Origin of the sequence: Streptomyces sp. NPDC059092 (assembly GCF_042756365.1) — a bacterium.
Classification (GTDB): domain Bacteria; phylum Actinomycetota; class Actinomycetes; order Streptomycetales; family Streptomycetaceae; genus Streptomyces.
This window is the reverse complement of record NZ_JBHZEJ010000041.1, coordinates 40,003-56,656: the sequence shown is the minus strand read 5'-3', so window position 1 is coordinate 56,656 and position 16,654 is coordinate 40,003. Positions and strand designations below refer to the sequence as shown.

The 16,654-nt window shown below is 70.8% G+C and carries 19 protein-coding genes and 5 tRNA genes; 17 read left to right on the top strand and 7 right to left on the bottom strand.

Annotation, left to right across the window (positions count from 1 at the left end; translation table 11 throughout):
• The first annotated feature begins 87 nt into the window (after positions 1–87).
• From ACFXPL_RS23005 to ACFXPL_RS22980, 6 genes are all read left to right on the top strand, one after another.
• Positions 88–807: an HAD family hydrolase gene (locus tag ACFXPL_RS23005; RefSeq protein WP_384922549.1), complete on the top strand. Its 720-nt coding sequence runs from the start codon at positions 88–90 to the stop codon at positions 805–807.
• Positions 808–895: 88 nt separating this feature from the next.
• Positions 896–967: transfer RNA gene (locus ACFXPL_RS23000), tRNA-Gln, on the top strand.
• 19 nt (positions 968–986) lie between these two features.
• A tRNA-Glu gene (locus ACFXPL_RS22995) sits at positions 987–1,059 on the top strand.
• Between the two features lie 61 nt (positions 1,060–1,120).
• Positions 1,121–1,193 (top strand) — tRNA-Glu (locus ACFXPL_RS22990).
• Positions 1,194–1,213: 20 nt separating this feature from the next.
• Positions 1,214–1,285: transfer RNA gene (locus tag ACFXPL_RS22985), tRNA-Gln, on the top strand.
• A 15-nt stretch (positions 1,286–1,300) separates the two neighbouring features.
• Positions 1,301–1,376, top strand: a tRNA-Glu gene (locus tag ACFXPL_RS22980).
• A 62-nt stretch (positions 1,377–1,438) separates the two neighbouring features.
• On the opposite strand, the gene ACFXPL_RS22975 is transcribed toward ACFXPL_RS22980, so the two are convergent.
• Complete coding sequence (locus tag ACFXPL_RS22975) at positions 1,439–2,095, bottom strand: MerR family transcriptional regulator (RefSeq protein WP_384922546.1); 657 nt, start codon at positions 2,093–2,095, stop codon at positions 1,439–1,441.
• A gap of 112 nt (positions 2,096–2,207) precedes the next feature.
• Here ACFXPL_RS22975 and ACFXPL_RS22970 point away from each other — a divergent pair, with 112 nt between their 5' ends.
• Positions 2,208–2,690, top strand: a complete 483-nt coding sequence (locus tag ACFXPL_RS22970; protein WP_384922543.1) for a DUF4188 domain-containing protein — start codon at positions 2,208–2,210, stop codon at positions 2,688–2,690.
• A 136-nt stretch (positions 2,691–2,826) separates the two neighbouring features.
• Here the strand turns inward: ACFXPL_RS22970 and ndgR are convergent, their stop codons facing one another.
• Positions 2,827–3,543, bottom strand: coding sequence for an IclR family transcriptional regulator NdgR (gene ndgR, locus ACFXPL_RS22965; RefSeq protein WP_114662287.1), 717 nt, complete (start codon positions 3,541–3,543; stop codon positions 2,827–2,829).
• A 210-nt stretch (positions 3,544–3,753) separates the two neighbouring features.
• Here ndgR and leuC point away from each other — a divergent pair, with 210 nt between their 5' ends.
• The 4 genes from leuC (at position 3,754) to ACFXPL_RS22945 (ending at position 6,925) form a co-directional block, all read left to right on the top strand.
• On the top strand, positions 3,754–5,193 hold the full coding sequence (gene leuC / locus ACFXPL_RS22960; RefSeq protein WP_384922540.1) for a 3-isopropylmalate dehydratase large subunit: 1,440 nt from the start codon (positions 3,754–3,756) through the stop codon (positions 5,191–5,193).
• A 2-nt stretch (positions 5,194–5,195) separates the two neighbouring features.
• On the top strand, positions 5,196–5,804 hold the full coding sequence (gene leuD, locus ACFXPL_RS22955; protein ID WP_384922537.1) for a 3-isopropylmalate dehydratase small subunit: 609 nt from the start codon (positions 5,196–5,198) through the stop codon (positions 5,802–5,804).
• Between the two features lie 104 nt (positions 5,805–5,908).
• Complete coding sequence (locus ACFXPL_RS22950; RefSeq protein WP_329823065.1) at positions 5,909–6,136, top strand: hypothetical protein; 228 nt, start codon at positions 5,909–5,911, stop codon at positions 6,134–6,136.
• Positions 6,137–6,280: 144 nt separating this feature from the next.
• Positions 6,281–6,925, top strand: a complete 645-nt coding sequence (locus ACFXPL_RS22945; RefSeq protein ID WP_384922533.1) for an HU family DNA-binding protein — start codon at positions 6,281–6,283, stop codon at positions 6,923–6,925.
• Positions 6,926–7,141: 216 nt separating this feature from the next.
• Here the strand turns inward: ACFXPL_RS22945 and ACFXPL_RS22940 are convergent, their stop codons facing one another.
• Together ACFXPL_RS22940 and cofC are read right to left on the bottom strand one after the other, a co-directional pair.
• Complete coding sequence (locus tag ACFXPL_RS22940; RefSeq protein WP_384922530.1) at positions 7,142–7,351, bottom strand: hypothetical protein; 210 nt, start codon at positions 7,349–7,351, stop codon at positions 7,142–7,144.
• A gap of 85 nt (positions 7,352–7,436) precedes the next feature.
• Positions 7,437–8,216, bottom strand: coding sequence for a 2-phospho-L-lactate guanylyltransferase (cofC, locus tag ACFXPL_RS22935; protein WP_384922592.1), 780 nt, complete (start codon positions 8,214–8,216; stop codon positions 7,437–7,439).
• A gap of 203 nt (positions 8,217–8,419) precedes the next feature.
• Here cofC and ACFXPL_RS22930 point away from each other — a divergent pair, with 203 nt between their 5' ends.
• The 3 genes from ACFXPL_RS22930 to ACFXPL_RS22920 are packed head-to-tail and all read left to right on the top strand — an operon-like array spanning position 8,420 to position 11,413.
• Entirely contained in the window at positions 8,420–9,166 is a 747-nt protein-coding gene (locus ACFXPL_RS22930; protein ID WP_384922525.1) for a lysophospholipid acyltransferase family protein, read from the top strand.
• On the top strand, positions 9,163–10,164 hold the full coding sequence (locus ACFXPL_RS22925; RefSeq protein WP_384922522.1) for an NAD(P)H-dependent glycerol-3-phosphate dehydrogenase: 1,002 nt from the start codon (positions 9,163–9,165) through the stop codon (positions 10,162–10,164). The genes ACFXPL_RS22930 and ACFXPL_RS22925 overlap by 4 nt, the downstream gene beginning before the upstream one ends.
• 34 nt (positions 10,165–10,198) lie before the next feature.
• Entirely contained in the window at positions 10,199–11,413 is a 1,215-nt protein-coding gene (locus ACFXPL_RS22920) for a D-alanine--D-alanine ligase family protein (protein ID WP_384922519.1), read from the top strand.
• Between the two features lie 92 nt (positions 11,414–11,505).
• Here the strand turns inward: ACFXPL_RS22920 and ACFXPL_RS22915 are convergent, their stop codons facing one another.
• On the bottom strand, positions 11,506–12,000 hold the full coding sequence (locus ACFXPL_RS22915; RefSeq protein WP_384922589.1) for a DUF3515 domain-containing protein: 495 nt from the start codon (positions 11,998–12,000) through the stop codon (positions 11,506–11,508).
• Between the two features lie 27 nt (positions 12,001–12,027).
• The gene (locus ACFXPL_RS22910) at positions 12,028–12,261 is read right to left on the bottom strand and encodes an Lrp/AsnC family transcriptional regulator (protein WP_384922516.1); all 234 of its coding nucleotides are present in this window, start codon (positions 12,259–12,261) and stop codon (positions 12,028–12,030) included.
• Positions 12,262–12,568: 307 nt separating this feature from the next.
• On the opposite strand from ACFXPL_RS22910, the gene ACFXPL_RS22905 reads away from it, so the two are divergent.
• Together ACFXPL_RS22905 and thiD are read left to right on the top strand one after the other, a co-directional pair.
• Positions 12,569–13,540 (top strand): thiamine-phosphate kinase, encoded by a 972-nt coding sequence (locus tag ACFXPL_RS22905; RefSeq protein WP_384922513.1) that lies wholly within the window; start codon positions 12,569–12,571, stop codon positions 13,538–13,540.
• A 33-nt stretch (positions 13,541–13,573) separates the two neighbouring features.
• Entirely contained in the window at positions 13,574–14,377 is an 804-nt protein-coding gene (gene thiD / locus ACFXPL_RS22900; protein WP_384922510.1) for a bifunctional hydroxymethylpyrimidine kinase/phosphomethylpyrimidine kinase, read from the top strand.
• Between the two features lie 112 nt (positions 14,378–14,489).
• Here thiD and rpmB read toward each other — a convergent pair whose 3' ends face one another.
• Complete coding sequence (rpmB, locus tag ACFXPL_RS22895; protein WP_028426177.1) at positions 14,490–14,675, bottom strand: 50S ribosomal protein L28; 186 nt, start codon at positions 14,673–14,675, stop codon at positions 14,490–14,492.
• A gap of 202 nt (positions 14,676–14,877) precedes the next feature.
• Between rpmB and ACFXPL_RS22890 the strand changes: the two genes are divergently transcribed.
• A complete protein-coding gene (locus ACFXPL_RS22890) occupies positions 14,878–16,644 on the top strand; it encodes a DAK2 domain-containing protein (RefSeq protein ID WP_384922507.1) in 1,767 nt (588 codons plus the stop codon).
• Positions 16,645–16,654 lie beyond the last annotated feature (10 nt).

The following is a 16,654-nucleotide window of genomic DNA, read 5'->3' as shown; positions in this document are numbered from 1 at the left end:
GCTGTCCGGCAGGCGTGTGTACCCGGATCCCCCGCACCCCCGGATCCCACCCCACACCCCAACCCCCACGCGCGGTACCGTCGCCGTATGGCGATTCGTGCCGTCCTCTGGGACATCGACGACACCCTCTTCGACTACACCACCGCCGACCGCGCCGGCATGCAGCGGCATCTCGCCGTCGAGGGGATGGCCGACCCCGGTGAAACCGTCGATCAGGCTCTCGGGCGGTGGCGGGAGATCACCGATGCCCAGTGGCTGCGGTTCGCCGCCGGGGAGACGGACTTCCTGGGGCAGCGGCGCGACCGGGTGCGGGTCTTCGTCGGCGGGGCGCTGAGCGACGGCGAGGCCGACGCGTGGTTCGACCGGTACATCACGCACTACGAAGCCGCCTGGAGCCTGTTCCCCGACAGCCTCGCCGCTCTCGACCTGCTCGCCGCCGACTACCGGCAGGCCGTGCTGTCGAACGCCTCGATCATCAACCAGGACCGGAAGCTGCGCGTCCTGGGTGTACGCGATCACTTCGAGGCCGTGCTCTGCGCCGCCGAGCTCGGTGTCTCCAAGCCCGACCCCGCCGCCTTCCACGCCGCGTGTGACGCGCTCGCACTGGAGCCGGGCGAGGTGATGTACGTCGGGAACGAGCCGGACATCGACGCGGGCGGGGCCACGGCCGCCGGGCTGGCCGGGGTCTGGTTGGACCGGGGCCGGCTCGGTGGGCGCCCCGAACTGGTGCGGATCACCGATCTGGGTCAGCTTCCCGCCGTACTGCGCGGGGATACCCGTTTTGGAGCGCCGTCCGCGATCGGGTAATGTTCTTCCTGCGCCGCCCGGAGAAACCGCAAGGTCCGACCGGGAAGCGCACGCCAGACAAGACCCCCGTACGGGGGTTCAGCTTTGGTGGGCTATGGTGTAATTGGCAGCACGACGGTTTCTGGTTCCGTTAGTCTAGGTTCGAGTCCTGGTAGCCCAGCGCAGACTGTATCTGCAACGCCCCCGTTGTGTAGCGGCCTAGCACGCTGCCCTCTCACGGCAGTAGCGCCGGTTCGAATCCGGTCGGGGGTACAGATCCTTCTCTCCGACGTCTTCGGGTCGCCCCCGGATGCGTTGATGCAGGATCGCTAGGGCCCCCGTTGTGTAGCGGCCTAGCACGCTGCCCTCTCACGGCAGTAGCGCCGGTTCGAATCCGGTCGGGGGTACTGATTCTCAGGAATCACCATGGGCTATGGTGTAATTGGCAACACGACGGTTTCTGGTTCCGTTGTTCTAGGTTCGAGTCCTGGTAGCCCAGCTTGGCCCAGGCCATGCCCCCGTTGTGTAGCGGCCTAGCACGCTGCCCTCTCACGGCAGTAGCGCCGGTTCGAATCCGGTCGGGGGTACCACGCAGGACAGTTACGGATCGGACCCTCCCCTCGGGGAGGGTCTTTTCCGTTACCCCGTACCGTCAACCGCCTTCGCCGAAACGCCGGTTGGACTCCTCCGCCTGTGCGAGCCGCCGCAGGCTCAGCAGCACCGGCTCGTACAGCACCGTCCCCGCCACCGCCGCCTCGACCTGTAGCGTCCCCGGTTCGTACCGCTCGATCATGTCCAGGTCCACGGCGCCGAGTTCGCCCGCGGAGTGCCCGTACACGAGCAGGTCCTCCATGGTGCACGGATAGCCGCTCCGCTCCAGGGCCGCGAGGGCGCCGACGAGCATCCGGTACGCGGGGGAGTCGTCCCGTGCCGCGTAGCCGAAGTTCCAGCCGAGCCTTTCCAGCAGCTCGACCGCCTGCCGTTCGGCCGCTTCCGCCGCGGCGTCGGGGACAGTCTCCATGGCGCCGGCCGTGCCCTCGGGCAGCAACCAGACCGCCGCGCCGATACGGCTGTGGTGGTCGAGCGACTCGTCCTCCACAGCCACCAGGACCTCCCGTGCCGTGGCCACCGGCATCCGGCCCACCTGGATCAACGCCCTGACCAGCCGCAGTCTGCGCAGATGCTCCTCGTCGTACGCGGCCTGCGTGGCGTTGATCCGGCGGCCGGGCCGGAGCAGCCCCTCGCGCAGGTAGTACTTGATCGTGGCGGTGGGGACCCCGCTGCGTTCGCTCAGCTCCGCCATGCGCATCCCAGTTGCACCTTTCCTTGGACAGTGGCACTATCCAATCATGGATAGTGGAGCTATCCAATTGATGGGGGCGCCATGGGTGACGTCCCGGAAGACAGGAAGAGGGGCTGGTATGGGTGCGAAGGTGATCGAAGGCCGGATGACCGCCGGTGCCGACCAGGGAGTGGTCGTGTTCCTGATCGGGATGCGCGTCAACAAGTTCCGCTCGCCGCACGACTGGTGGCCCGTCGCCAAGGCCATGCCGCGGATGCTGAAGGAGTTGGCCCGGGACCGCTCCAGCGGGCTGATATCCGCCCGGGTCCTGGTGGGCGGGGCGCGCCTCGTGTACGTCGTCCAGTACTGGGAGTCCACGGAGAAGCTGCTGGCGTACGCGGCGGCGACGGGCGGGGAGCACCGTTCGGCCTGGGCGGAGTTCAACCGCAGGGCGCGGGAGGGCGGCAGCGGTGTGGGGCTCTGGCACGAGACCTATGCGGTCCCCGCCGGCTCGTACGAGAGCGTCTACGTCAACATGCCGGAGTTCGGCCTCGGGGCGGGGAGCGGAGTGATCCCGATCGGCAGACGTGGTGAGCGCGCGGCGGACCGGCTCGCTTCGTAGTGCTGTGATCCGTGCCTGACCGGGGGCCCGGAGGGGCGGGGGACCGGAGGGGCGGGGGACCGGGGGCGGTCGGGCATGGCGGGCCGCTGCGGCGCTGGAGCGGCCTGCCCGGGTTGTTCGGGAACGTCTGGCGAGGTCAGCTCGTGCGGCGCAGGGCCTCGCTCAGCCGTCCCGCCGCGTCGATCACGGCCTGGGCGTGCATCCGGCCCGGGTGGCGCGTCAGGCGCTCGATCGGTCCGGATACCGAGACGGCCGCGACCACCCGGTTCGACGGGCCCCGTACCGGCGCCGAGACCGAGGCGACGCCCGGCTCCCGCTCGCCGATCGACTGGGCCCAGCCCCTGCGCCGTACGCCCGAGAGTGCCGTCGCCGTGAAGCGTGCCCCCTGGAGGCCGCGGTGCAGCCGTTCCGGCTCCTCCCAGGCCATCAGGATCTGGGCCGAGGAGCCCGCCTTCATGGTCAGGGTCGAGCCGACCGGGACCGTGTCCCGCAGCCCGGAGAGCCGCTCCGCCGCCGCCACACATATCCGCATGTCGCCCTGGCGGCGGTAGAGCTGCGCGCTCTCGCCGGTCAGGTCCCGCAGATGCGTGAGGACCGGTCCCGCCGTGGCCAGCAGGCGGTCCTCGCCCGCCGCCGCGGCCAGCTCGGCCAGCCGGGGGCCGAGAATGAACCGCCCCTGCATGTCCCTCGCCACCAGCCGGTGGTGTTCCAGTGCCACGGCCAGCCGGTGTGCCGTGGGTCGTGCGAGCCCGGTCGCCGCGACCAGCCCGGCGAGGGTGGCCGGACCGGACTCCAGGGCGCTCAATACCAGAGCCGCCTTGTCGAGAACGCCGACGCCGCTAGAGTTGTCCATGAAACGATACTCGCGTCTCACTCTGTGAAACGCAAGTTCAATTTTCCGGGGAAGTTGCCAACCTGTAGGTACGGGCCCGCGGAATCGGGCCCGCGGGAGACGGGCCCATGACCAAGGGGTCCCCCGCCGACGTCCGGTGCGTGGGGTACGGGCGTAGGCCCACATATCTCTAGGAGAGCCGGCCACGAGAGGCCGGCCGGAGGGAAAGCGATGGGTAGGACACTCGCGGAGAAGGTCTGGGACGACCATGTCGTCCGGCGCGCGGAGGGCGAGCCCGACCTTCTCTTCATCGATCTGCACCTGCTGCACGAGGTGACCAGCCCCCAGGCGTTCGACGGCCTCCGCCAGAACGGCCGGCAGGTCCGGCGGCTCGATCTCACCATCGCGACCGAGGACCACAACACCCCGACCCTCGACATCGACAAGCCCATCGCGGACCCCGTCTCCCGTGTCCAGTTGGAGACCCTGCGCAAGAACTGCGCCGACTTCGGCGTACGGCTGCACCCGCTGGGCGATGTCGAGCAGGGCGTCGTCCACGTCGTGGGCCCGCAGCTCGGCCTGACCCAGCCCGGCACCACGGTGGTCTGCGGCGACAGTCACACCTCCACCCACGGTGCGTTCGGCGCGCTCGCGTTCGGCATCGGCACCAGCCAGGTCGAGCATGTCCTCGCCACCCAGACGCTGCCGCTGGCCCGTCCCAAGACCATGGCGATCACGGTCGAGGGCGAACTGCCCGCCGACGTCACCGCCAAGGACCTGATCCTCGCGATCATCGCGAAGATCGGCACCGGCGGCGGCCAGGGCTACATCCTCGAATACCGGGGTTCCGCCATCGAGAGTCTTTCGATGGAGGCCCGGATGACCATCTGCAACATGTCGATCGAGGCCGGCGCCAGGGCGGGCATGATCGCCCCGGACGCGACCACCTTCGACTACCTCAAGGGCCGCGACCACGCCCCCGAGGGTGCCGACTGGGAGGCGGCCGTCGCGTACTGGGAGACGCTGCGCACCGACGACGACGCGGTCTTCGACGCCGAGGTCTTCATCAAGGCCGGGGAACTGGCCCCGTTCGTCACCTGGGGCACCAACCCGGGCCAGGGACTGCCGCTCTCCTCGCACGTCCCCGACCCGGCTTCGTACGAGGACGCTTCGGAGCGCCTCGCCGCCGAAAAGGCCCTGGAGTACATGGGGTTGACCGCGGGGCAGGCGCTGCGCGACATCAAGGTCGACACCGTCTTCGTAGGCTCCTGCACCAACGGCCGTATCGAGGACCTGCGCTCGGCCGCCACCCTGCTGGAGGGCCGCAAAGTCGCCGACGGCGTACGGATGCTGGTCGTCCCCGGATCGGTGCGGGTCGCCCTCCAGGCCGTCGCCGAGGGCCTGGACAGGGTGTTCACCGCCGCGGGCGCCGAATGGCGGCACGCGGGCTGCTCGATGTGTCTGGGCATGAACCCCGACCAACTCGCGCCCGGCGAGCGCTCCGCGTCGACGTCCAACCGTAACTTCGAGGGCAGGCAGGGCAAGGGCGGCCGTACGCATCTCGTCTCCCCCCAGGTCGCCGCCGCCACCGCCGTACTGGGCCACCTGGCCTCGCCCGCCGACCTGTCCGACGCCGGTGCCGGCGACCGTACGCCCGCTGGAGCGCGATAACCATGGAAGCCTTCACCACCCACACCGGTCCCGCGGTCCCGCTGCGGCGCAGCAACGTCGACACCGACCAGATCATCCCCGCCCACTGGCTCAAGAAGGTCACCAGGGACGGGTTCGAGGACGGGCTGTTCGAGGCGTGGCGCAAGGACCCGTCCTTCGTCCTCAACCGGCCCGAGTACGCCGGGGCCTCGGTCCTGGTCGCCGGACCCGACTTCGGCACGGGGTCGTCCCGGGAACACGCCGTCTGGGCCCTCCAGAACTTCGGTTTCAAGGCCGTCATCTCCTCCCGGTTCGCGGACATCTTCCGCGGCAACTCGCTCAAGAACGGCCTGCTGACCGTCGTTCTGGAGCAGTCCGTCGTGGACGCCCTCTGGGCGATCACCGAGAGCGACCCCACGGCGGAGGTCACGGTCGACCTGGAGCAGCGCCAGGTCCGCGCGACCTCCTCTGACGGCGCAACGCTTGTGGCCGATTTCGAGCTTGACGAGAACGCCCGCTGGCGCTTGCTGAACGGGCTGGACGACATCAGCCTCACCCTTCAGAACGAGTCCGACATCGCCGCGTACGAGGCCGCCAGGCCGCCCTTCAAACCGCGCACGATTGCCGCCTGATCAGCGCGTTTCCCCTACTGCACCCCCTGCCTCCAGGTAGGGGGTGCAGTTGCTTGTTGAGCCCCTGTCGGGCGACAACTCGCCCCAGATGGCACAATCGGTGCATGGAACGCGACAACCAACTCAAGCTCTACGGGTTAGTCGCCGAACAACTCAAAGATGCGCACGCGAGGGTGCGTGCACTGCAAGTCCCGGAGGGCGTGCGACAAGCTCTCTCCAGGAAGCTGCTGGTCATCACGGCTGCGGCGAAACACGATCTCCCGGGCGCGGCAAGGCGTCTGGACCGCTTGATGAAGGACCTGGACGAGGGTCGTTTTCCGGAAGGTCTCTGACCCTCCGCGGAACTCCGCCAGGCCGACTTCGTTGCGGCACTAGGGTGATTAGCCCGTTTCGTGTTTGATTTGCGGTATATATCTGCCTAACGTGCGAAAAAGCTTGAACACTTTCGTTCTGGCAATGTCTCCGAAGGGGAAGACGTGAACAAGGCGCAGCTCGTAGAAGCGATTGCGGACAAGGTCGGCGGCCGTCAGCAGGCCGCGGACGCGGTCGACGCGGTACTCGACGCGATCGTCCGCGCGGTGGTCGCCGGTGACCGGGTCTCGGTCACCGGCTTCGGTTCGTTCGAGAAGGTCGACCGCCCGGCGCGTTACGCCCGTAACCCGCAGACGGGCGAGCGCGTACGGGTCAAGAAGACCTCGGTGCCGCGGTTCCGCGCGGGCCAGGGTTTCAAGGACCTCGTGAGCGGCTCGAAGAAGCTCCCGAAGAACGATGTGGCCGTCAAGAAGGCCCCCAAGGGCAGCCTCTCGGGCGGATCTTCCACGCGGACGACCGTCAAGGCCGCGGCCAAGAAGGCCACCGCCAAGAAGGCGGCCACGGCGGGGAAGAAGACCGCGGCCAAGAAGACCACGGCCGCCAAGACCACGGCGAAGAAGACCAGCGCCGCGGCGAAGAAGACCACGGCGAAGAAGACCACGGCCACGGCGAAGAAGACCGCCAAGAAGGCCACGGGCACGGCCAAGAAGACCGCGCCGGCGAAGAAGGCGACGGCCAAGAAGGCTCCGGCGCGCAAGGCCACCGCGCGCACCACGACGGCGAAGAAGACTGTCGCCAGGAAGAAGTAAGCAGGAAGCGGTACAGGGCCGTACGCGCCGGGCCGGGCTCCCCTCGGGGAGCCCGGCCCGCGGCGTTCCGGAAGACCGGTCGGCGCCGTTACGGGAGGCCGCCGGCCCGCGTCCCCATGATCGTTCCAGGAGGTACGGGGCAGCCACGGGGCGGCTTCCGGGCCACTGAGAAGTACGAGGCGGCTTCCGGGCGGCTACAAGGCGGGGCGCAAGCCTTCAGAGGGTCTGGAGGGTGACCAGCGTGATGCGGAGCGGCCCGCTCTCGCCCTGGCCCTCGGTCTCGATCCGCACACGCTGACCCGGTCGGAGCAGCCGCAGCCCGCCGGCGTCGAAGGCCGCCGCGTCGAACTCCACCGGAGTGCCGTCGTCCAGCAGCACACTCCCGCAACGGGTCTCGGAATCGTATGTGTACGAGGTCGCCTGCATAGCCGCAGCGTATCGCCCGGTCCGTGGGGCCTCGCGCCGTAGGCCACAGCGGCCCGGCTCGACGGCCGGGCTCGGGCAGACCGGCTCAGCAGCCGGGACCGGGCGCCGGAAGCGGACCGTACGCCTCGTGCCCCCCGTACTCTCCGCGCTCTCCGCTCTCTCCGTGGCCTCCCCGCTCCCCGTCCCCGGCGATCTCCTCGTGCGCCGCGGTCCCCTCGTACCGCAGAGCCGTACGCGGACCGAGCCCCAGCTCCGCCGCCCGCAGCAGATCGTCGCCCGTATCGACATCCCGCCGTACGGAATCCACCCCGGCCAGAAGTATTTCCACCGCCCCTGTCGACAAATGTCCTCTGCGGGACGGGCCGCCGAAAGCCGGATTCAATTCCACGCCGGGCCCCGCCGTCAGCAAAGTCGTACCGATTCCCGCGGCGTCCGCCAGAAAAGCGCGCGGGAATGGCTCCGCGGCGGACAGGACCAGCGCCAGTTCCGCCGGGCGGAGCGCCGGCAGATCCGCGTTGAGCGCGGCCACCGCCGCCCGTGGACGCAGCGCCCTGACGGCCCGCGCCCCGTGCGCGAGCGCCGCGTTGAGGCCGCCCGCCGGGGTGTCCGGCACGATGCGCGCGCCCAGCGCGGACAGCTCCGCCGCCGCCGTCGGGTCGTCGGTCACCACCGCCACGTCGCGGACGGCGGGGCAGGCCAGCGCCGCGCCCACGGTGTCCAGCGCGAACGCGAGGGCCAGACGCGGACGCAGGGCGTCCCCCGTCGCGACGGCCAGCCTGCTCTTCGCGAGCCGCAGCGGTTTGAGCGGGACGACCAGGGACCATAGGGCGGCCCGGTCGGTGTGCGGGGCGAACTCTTCGTCCATCTCCACGTCCGCTCTCCCTCCCTGCGCGGTGGCCCGTGTACAGACCATGTGTATCGGCCCTCTATTGTGGCCCGGCACCGTCCCTGCCCACAGGGCCGGTCCCGGACCGGGGCGTACGGTGTTCTCGACAGAGCGGGGGACCGAGGCCACACTTGACCCCCGGCAGCCGGGCACGGGCCCGGCGAGATGAGGAAGGTGTTCGAGTGTCCCGCCGTAGAATCGGCTTCTGGTACCGCCTGGCGGCGGCCATCGCAAAGCCGCCGCTGATCCTTCTCCTCAAGCGGGACTGGCGGGGTACGGAGCACATTCCGGCCGACGGCGGATTCATCACCGCGGTGAACCACAATTCGCATCTCGACCCGTTCGCCTACGCCCACTTCCAGTACAACACCGGCCGCGTTCCGCGCTTCCTCGCCAAGGACGGCCTTTTCACCAAGGGGTTCATCGGCGCCGTCATGCGCGGCACGGGGCAGATCCCCGTCTACCGGGAGACCAGCGACGCCCTGAGCGCCTTCCGCGCCGCCATCGACGCCGTCGAGCGGGGCGAGTGCGTGGCGTTCTATCCCGAGGGCACCCTCACCCGCGACCCCGGCATGTGGCCCATGAGCGCCAAGACCGGGGTCGCCCGGGTCGCTCTCCAGACCAGGTGCCCGGTCATCCCCGTCGCACAGTGGGGCGCCAATCTCCTGCTGCCGCCGTACGCCACGAGACCCGACCTCTTCCCGCGCAAGACCCACCGCGTCCTCGTCGGCCCGCCCGTCGACCTGACGCGCTTCTACGGCCGGGAGATCGCCCCCGAATTGCTGCGCGAGGCCACCGAGGTCATCATGGCCGCCATCACGGAACTGCTGTCCGAGGTGCGCGGCGAGCCGGTGCCCACCGTTTCGTACGACTACCGCAAGGCCAGGGAAGAACAGCGGCGCAAAGCCGCGGAAGAGGGGTCGAAGTGACGCGGGTCGCCGTCTTCGGAGCGGGATCTTGGGGCACGGCGTTCGCCATGGTCCTCGCCGACGCGGGATGCGACGTGACGATCTGGGGCCGACGGCCCGAGATCGCCGACGCCATCAACACCACCCGCGCCAACCCCGCCTATCTGCCGGGCTTCGAACTGCCCGCGGGCGTACGGGCCACCACCGACCCGGCGGAGGCCGCGCGCGGCGCCGAGTTCACCGTGCTCACCGTGCCCTCGCAGACGCTGCGCGACAACCTCGCGCGCTGGGCGCCCGTACTCCCCTCCGACACCGTCCTCGTCTCCCTGATGAAGGGAGTCGAACTCGGCACCGCCAAGCGGATGAGCGAGGTGATCCAGGAGGTCGCCAAGGTCCCCGCCGAGCGTGTCGCCGTCGTCACCGGACCCAACCTCGCCAAGGAGATCGCGGGCCGGATGCCGGCCGCCGCCGTCGTCGCCTGCGAGGACGAAGGGGTCGCCCAGCGGCTCCAGGCCGCCTGTCACACCCCGTACTTCCGCCCGTACACCAACACCGACGTCGTCGGCTGCGAACTCGGCGGAGCCGTCAAGAACGTGATCGGTCTCGCCGTGGGCATCGCCGACGGGATGGGCCTCGGCGACAACACAAAGGCGTCCCTGATGACCCGCGGACTCGCCGAGACCACCCGGCTCGGCCTCGCCATGGGCGCCGACCCCCACACGTTCTCCGGACTCGCCGGAATGGGCGATCTCATCGCCACGTGTTCCTCGCCGCTCTCCCGCAACCACACCTTCGGCACCAACCTCGGCCGCGGTATGACCCTCCAGGAGACCATCGCGGTCACCAAGCAGACCGCGGAGGGCGTCAAGTCCTGCGAGTCCGTGCTGGATCTGGCGCGGCGCCACGATGTCGACATGCCCATCACCGAAACCGTCGTGGACATCGTGCACAACGGGAAGCCGCCGCTCGTCGCGCTCAAGGAGCTGATGTCGCGCAGCGCCAAGCCCGAGCGACGCTGACTCGGGCGGTACCAGCAGGTACGCTCATCGCGATATGAGCAGCGAGAACTCCCCCCGAAGCCCCGAGCGCAGCCTTGGGCACAGCCCGGAGAGCGGCGCCGAGCAGCCGCTCCGCAAGCCGCGCGTGGCCGTCGTCTTCGGCGGCCGCAGCTCCGAGCACGCCATCTCGGTGGTCACGGCCGGCGCCGTACTGCGGTCCATCGACCGTACGAAGTACGACGTCCTCCCGATCGGCATCACCACCGACGGCCGCTGGGCGCTCACCGCCGACGACCCGGACCGGATGGGCATCGCCGAGCGCTCCCTGCCGAGCGTCGAGCAGATCGCCGAGTCCACGGACGGCTCCGTCGTCCTCTCCGTCGACCCCGGCAACCGCGAGGTCGTCTACAGCGAACCGGGCTCCGTGCCCAAGGTGCTGGGCGACGTCGACGTGGTCTTCCCTGTGCTGCACGGCCCGTACGGGGAGGACGGCACCCTCCAGGGGCTGCTGGAGCTGTCCGGGATCCCGTACGTCGGCGCGGGCGTCCTCGCCTCGGCCGTCGGCCAGGACAAGGAGTACATGAAGCGGGTGTTCACCTCCTTCGGGCTGCCCGTCGGCCCGTACGTGGTGATCCGGCCCCGGGAGTGGGCACTGGTCCCCGACGACGGCGGGGCACCGGGCGCCGCCGCCCGCGGGAAGATCGTGGACTTCGCCGCCGAGCACGGCTGGCCGCTGTTCGTGAAGCCCGCGCGGGGCGGTTCCTCCATGGGCATCACCAAGGTCGACGACCTCTCGGGCCTTGACGAGGCGATCGCCGAGGCCCGCCGCCACGACCCCAAGATCCTGGTGGAGTCGCTGCTGCGCGGGCGCGAGATCGAGTGCGGCGTGCTGGAGTTCGAGGACGGTCCGCGCGCGAGCGTGCCCGCCGAGATCCCGCCCGTCACGGAGCACGACTTCTACGACTTCGAGGCCAAGTACATCGACTCGGCGGCCGGTCTGGTGCCCGCGCCCCTCACGCCCGAGGAGACCGCGGAGGTGCGGCGGCTCGCGGTGGCGGCGTTCGAGGCCACCTCCTGCGAGGGGCTGGTCCGCGCGGACTTCTTCCTCACCGAGGACGGCGAGTTCGTCATCAACGAGATCAACACGATGCCGGGCTTCACACCCATCTCCATGTACCCGCGCATGTGGCAGGAGAGCGGCGTGAGCTACGAGGAACTGGTGGACCGGCTCATCCAGGCGGCGCTGCGCCGCCCGACCGGCCTGCGCTGAGCACGCCGGGGAACGTCCGTACCGTATATGGCGCGTATGGCCCGGTGCGCCCGCCGCGCCGGGCCCGCGTCGCTCGTACGGTTCAGGAGTGCCTACACGCTGGGCGGGACCGTTTTGGCGACGGCCTCGGCCAGCCCCGCGAGCGGGGTGGAGTCATGGGTGAACCGCGTGGACATGATGACCTCGACATAGGTCTGGCGGTAGGTCGTGGTGAACCGAGGACCGGAGTCCCGTTCCTCCAGCATCCAGTTGACGCCGTTCGCCTCCACCCCCTGCGCCTGGGGGTTCTCCATCCCCGCGGGCCGGGGCACCCCGCAGCGCAGTACGATCGCGCCGTCCCCCCACCCGGCGGTCAGCTCCGAGCGCGGCTCGGGATCGGAGCGGCCGAGGTCGGCGAGGGTCTTGGGCAGCTCCTTGTCCAGGGCGCGGCAGAGGGCCGCCTCCTCCTTGGAGGGGGTGGGAACCGTGACCGACGCGTCCGTGGAAGAACAGCCCGCCGCCGCCGTCAGAAGGACGGCGACGGCGGGAAGACGGACGATCGAACGGCCGGACAGCCTGCGGCTCGGAAGCGGGCGACGGGAACGTATCACCGGCCAAGCGTAGACGGGGGCGGTCTAGAGATGGACGACCGGGCAGGTCAGGGTGCGGGTGATGCCTTCTACTTGCTGGACCTTGGCGACGACCATGCGGCCGAGCTCATCGACGGTGTCCGCCTGAGCCCGCACGATCACGTCGTAAGGACCGGTGACGTCCTCGGCCTGGATCACTCCCGGAATCTTTGCGATGGTCTCGGCGACGGCCGTCGCCTTGCCCACCTCGGTCTGAATAAGGATGTACGCCTGTACCACGGAACCTCCAGGGCGGCCACGAGGATCATGTGGGGAAAGAGACGCCACGGTATCGCGTCGCCATGGGCCGCGGGGAGACCCGGGCGCCCGGTGGCGCCCGCAGGGTGGCGCAGGCAGGTCCACGTTGACGCGAGCGGGCGACATGGCACGCGCGGCGTGCGGCGCGGGGTACGACACACCCGCCGTGGCCCGTGGGCGTGACCTGGCGTAAGACGGTGTTGACGTACCCGATGACGGCAGCGACAGCAGTGAGGGACCGCGACCGCAGACGCGGCCCCGTGAAGAGAGCAAGAGAAGGGGAGACTCGGTGAAGGGAACCGTGGGCGAGTTGGGGGAGTTCGGGCTCATCAGAGAGCTGACGTCCCGGCTCACCACCACCCCGGCGGTGCGGCTCGGGCCGGGCGACGACGCCGCGGTGGTGGCTGCCCCCGACCGCAGGGTCGTGGCGAGTACGGATCTGCTCCTCGAAGGGCGGCACTTCCGCCGCGACTGGTCGACGGCGTACGACGTGGGCCGTAAGGCCGCCGCGCAGAACCTGGCCGACATCGCGGCGATGGGCGCGGTGCCCACCGCGCTCCTGCTCGGGCTGGTCGTGCCGGCCGAACTCCCGGTCACCTGGCCCACCGAGCTGATGGACGGCATCCGCGACGAATGCCAGGTCGCGGGCGCCGCCGTGGTCGGCGGCGACGTCGTGCGCGGCGACTCCATCACGATCGCGATCACGGCGCTGGGCGACCTGCGCAACCACGAGCCGGTGACCCGGTCGGGCGCCCGGCCCGGCGATGTGGTCGCCTACACCGGGTGGTTGGGCTGGTCGGCGGCGGGGCACGCGGTGCTCTCCCGGGGCTTCCGCTCGCCGCGCGCCTTCGTGGAGGCGCACCGCAGGCCGGAGCCGCCGTACCACGCGGGCCCGGCGGCGGCCGGTCTCGGCGCCACCGCGATGACCGACGTCAGCGACGGACTGGTCGCGGACCTCGGGCACATCGCGGACGCGAGCCAGGTCCGTATCGATCTGCGGTCCGGACTGATCGACATCCCCTCGCAGATGAACGACATCGGCCAGGCGGTCGGCGTCGATCCGCTCCAGTGGGTGCTGACCGGAGGGGAGGACCACGCGATCGTCGCGACGTTCCCCGCGGACGCCAAGCTCCCGGCGCGCTGGAAGGTGATCGGGGAGGTCCTCAACCCCTCCGCGCTGCCCCAGGTGACGGTCGACGGCGCCCCGTGGACCAGCAAGGGCGGCTGGGACCACTTCGGCGACATCGAGGACACCCTGTAGGAGCAGGGCGGAGGGGCACGTAGATTCGTCGGTATGCCGATATCCGTGCCCGTGCCTCCCCGTGTTCTCACCGTCGCCGGATCCGACTCCGGCGGCGGTGCGGGCATCCAGGCGGACCTCAAGACGATGCTGGCGTTCGGCGTGCACGGCATGAGCGTGCTCACCGCCGTCACGGCGCAGAACTCCCGGGGCGTCCAGGGCGCCTGGGAGCTGCCGGTGGAGGCCGTACGGGCGCAGTACCGCAGCGTCGTCGACGACATCGGGGTGCAGGCCGTGAAGACCGGAATGCTCTCCTCCGCCGTTCTGGTCGACGCCGTGGCCGAACTGCTCGCCGGGACCGGCGTCCCCGTGGTCGTCGACCCGGTCGGGGTCTCCAAGCACGGCGATCCGCTGCTGGCCGCCTCGGCGCTGGACGGCGTACGGAAGAGGCTGCTGCCGACCGCGACGGTCGCCACCCCCAACCTGGACGAGGTGGCGCAGCTCACCGGCGTACGGGTGGCGGACGAGGCGGATCTGCGGCGCGCGGCGCACGCCGTCCTGGAGTTCGGGCCCCGCTGGGCGCTGATCAAGGGCGGCCATCTGCCGGGGGACGCGGTCGATCTGCTCACCGACGGCACCGAGGAACACTGGCTGCGGGCGCCGCGCCTCGACAACCGGCACACGCACGGCACGGGGTGCACCTACGCGTCGGCGATCGCCGCGGGGCTCGCGGGCGGACAGGACGTGGTGGCGGCCGTCGGGGCGGCCAAGGAGTACGTGACGGGCGCGATCGCGCGCGGCTTCGCACTGGGCGCGGGCATCGGCCCGGTGGACCACGCCTGGCGCTTCCGGGACTGAGGCGTCGAGGTCCGGACCTGAGGCGTCGGACCCCGGGCACGGCAAAGAGCCGGCCCACCGAGGTGGACCGGCTCTTCAAGGCAACCGCAGGGGCTGCGCTACGACGCAGGCGTCAGCGCGAGACCTTGCCGGCCTTGATGCACGATGTGCAGACATTGAGCCGCTTCGGCGTCCGACCGACCACGGCACGCACGCGCTGGATGTTCGGGTTCCAGCGACGGGGCGTACGGCGGTGCGAGTGGGAAATGCTGTTGCCGAAGCCCGGCCCCTTGCCGCAGACGTCGCAGTTGGCAGCCACGGGTCACTCCAAAGACTTCAGATGCTCGTACAGAGAAATCCGGCGTGGCTGAATCAACGAAAACCAAAGCTGTCGATATCGCTTTGCCGGGGGATTGGCCCGACTCTCATCGGGCAACCGCAGCAGCATACAACGACTGCCTCGGTACCCGGAAACTATACCCTTCTCGCATCACCCCGGCCGACGGAGGAGGACCCCGCAGGTGCCGCAGACCCTCGATGCCGCAGCGGTGCGGAGCTGGTGCGCGCTGGCGCTGGACGCCCTCGGCCGGGAGCGCGAGGAGATCGACGCGATCAATGTCTATCCGGTCGCTGACGGAGACACCGGCACCAACCTCTATCTGACCGTGGAGTCCGCCGCACAGGCGGTCGAGGCGGTGTTCGCGGCACACGAGACGGGCGTCTCCGCACCCGCTCCGGCCGACGCCGTACGGGCCATGGCGCACGGCGCGCTGATCGGCGCGCGGGGGAACTCGGGGACGATCCTGGCGCAGCTTCTGCGCGGGATGGCCGAGGTGCTGGCGGACGGTCCGGCCGGTGACGGGGATCACGCGGACGAGGGACCCGGCGAGGGGCCCGGACACGGATACGGGCAGCGATACCGGCAGGGATACGACAGCCGGCTCGCCCCGGCGCTGCGGCGCGCCGCCGAACTGGCCCGCGAGGCCGTCGCGCACCCCGTCGAGGGCACGATCCTGAGTGTGGCGAGCGCCGCCGCCGACGCGGCCGAGGCGGCGGCCCGAGCGGCCCGAGCGGACGGTGCGGACAGTGCTGTGTACGGGGCGGACAAGGGCGGCCGGAACGCGGGCGGGGCGTACGGGGCGGACGCGGCCGGCACCGTACGGGCCGCGTACGCGGGCGCTCGCGCCGCACTCGACGCCACCCCGGGCCAGCTCGCCGTACTCGGCCGCGCGGGCGTCGTCGACGCGGGCGGCCGGGGGCTCCTCACCGTGCTGGGCGCGCTGGTGCGCTGCCTCACCGGCGACGTGCCCGCGCCCTTCCCGGCGGGCCACCGCCGTCACGAGAACCCCGTGGCGGTGGAGTCCGCCGCCGAGGCGTGCGCCACGGAGGGCGGACCCGCCTTCGAGGTGATCTACCTGCTGGAGGCGGACGAGGCCGCCGTGGCCAGGCTGAAGGCCCGGCTCGACGGGCTCGGGGACTCCCTGGTGGTCGTCGGCGGCGACGGGCTGTGGAACGTGCACGTCCATGTCGACGACGCGGGTGCCGCCGTCGAGGCGGGCGTCGAGGCGGGCCGCCCCTACCGCATCCGTATCACCCACTTCGGCGCCGCCGCGGAGGAGCCGCGCGTCCAGCGCGCCGTCGTCGCGGTCGTCCCCGGCGAAGGTCTGGCGGGGCTCTGCGCCGAGGCCGGCGCGACGACCGTCCTCGCCCGCCCCGGGGAGCCGCCCGCCAGCGGGGAACTGGTCGAGGCGATCCGGCGCGCGCACGCCCGCGAGGTGGTCCTCCTGCCGAACGACGAGGCCCTGCGGCACACCGCGGCGGCCGCCGCCGAACAGGCCCGCACCGAAGGGGTACGGGTCGCTCTCATCCCGACCCGGGCCGCCGTCCAGGGCATCGCCGCGCTCGCCGTGCACCAGCCCGAACGCCGCTTCGACGAGGACGTCGTCGCGATGACCAGCGCCGCCGGGGCCACCCGCTACGCCGAACTGGCCGTCGCGGAGCGCCAGTCCTGGACCATGGCGGGCATCTGCCAGGCCGGGGACGTCCTGGGGCTGATCGACGGGGATGTCGCGGTCATCGGCTCCGACCTCGCCGCCACGGCGGAGACGATGCTCTCCCGGATGCTCTCCGCGGGCGGTGAACTCGTGACACTCGTCCTCGGGGAGGATGTGCCCGACACGCTCGCCGCCCGCCTGGAGAGCTACGTACGCGAAGGCCATCTCGCCGTCGACACCGTTGTCCACCGGGGCGGCCGGCAGTCCGCGCCGCTGCTCGTCGGCGTGGAGTGAACCCGGTACG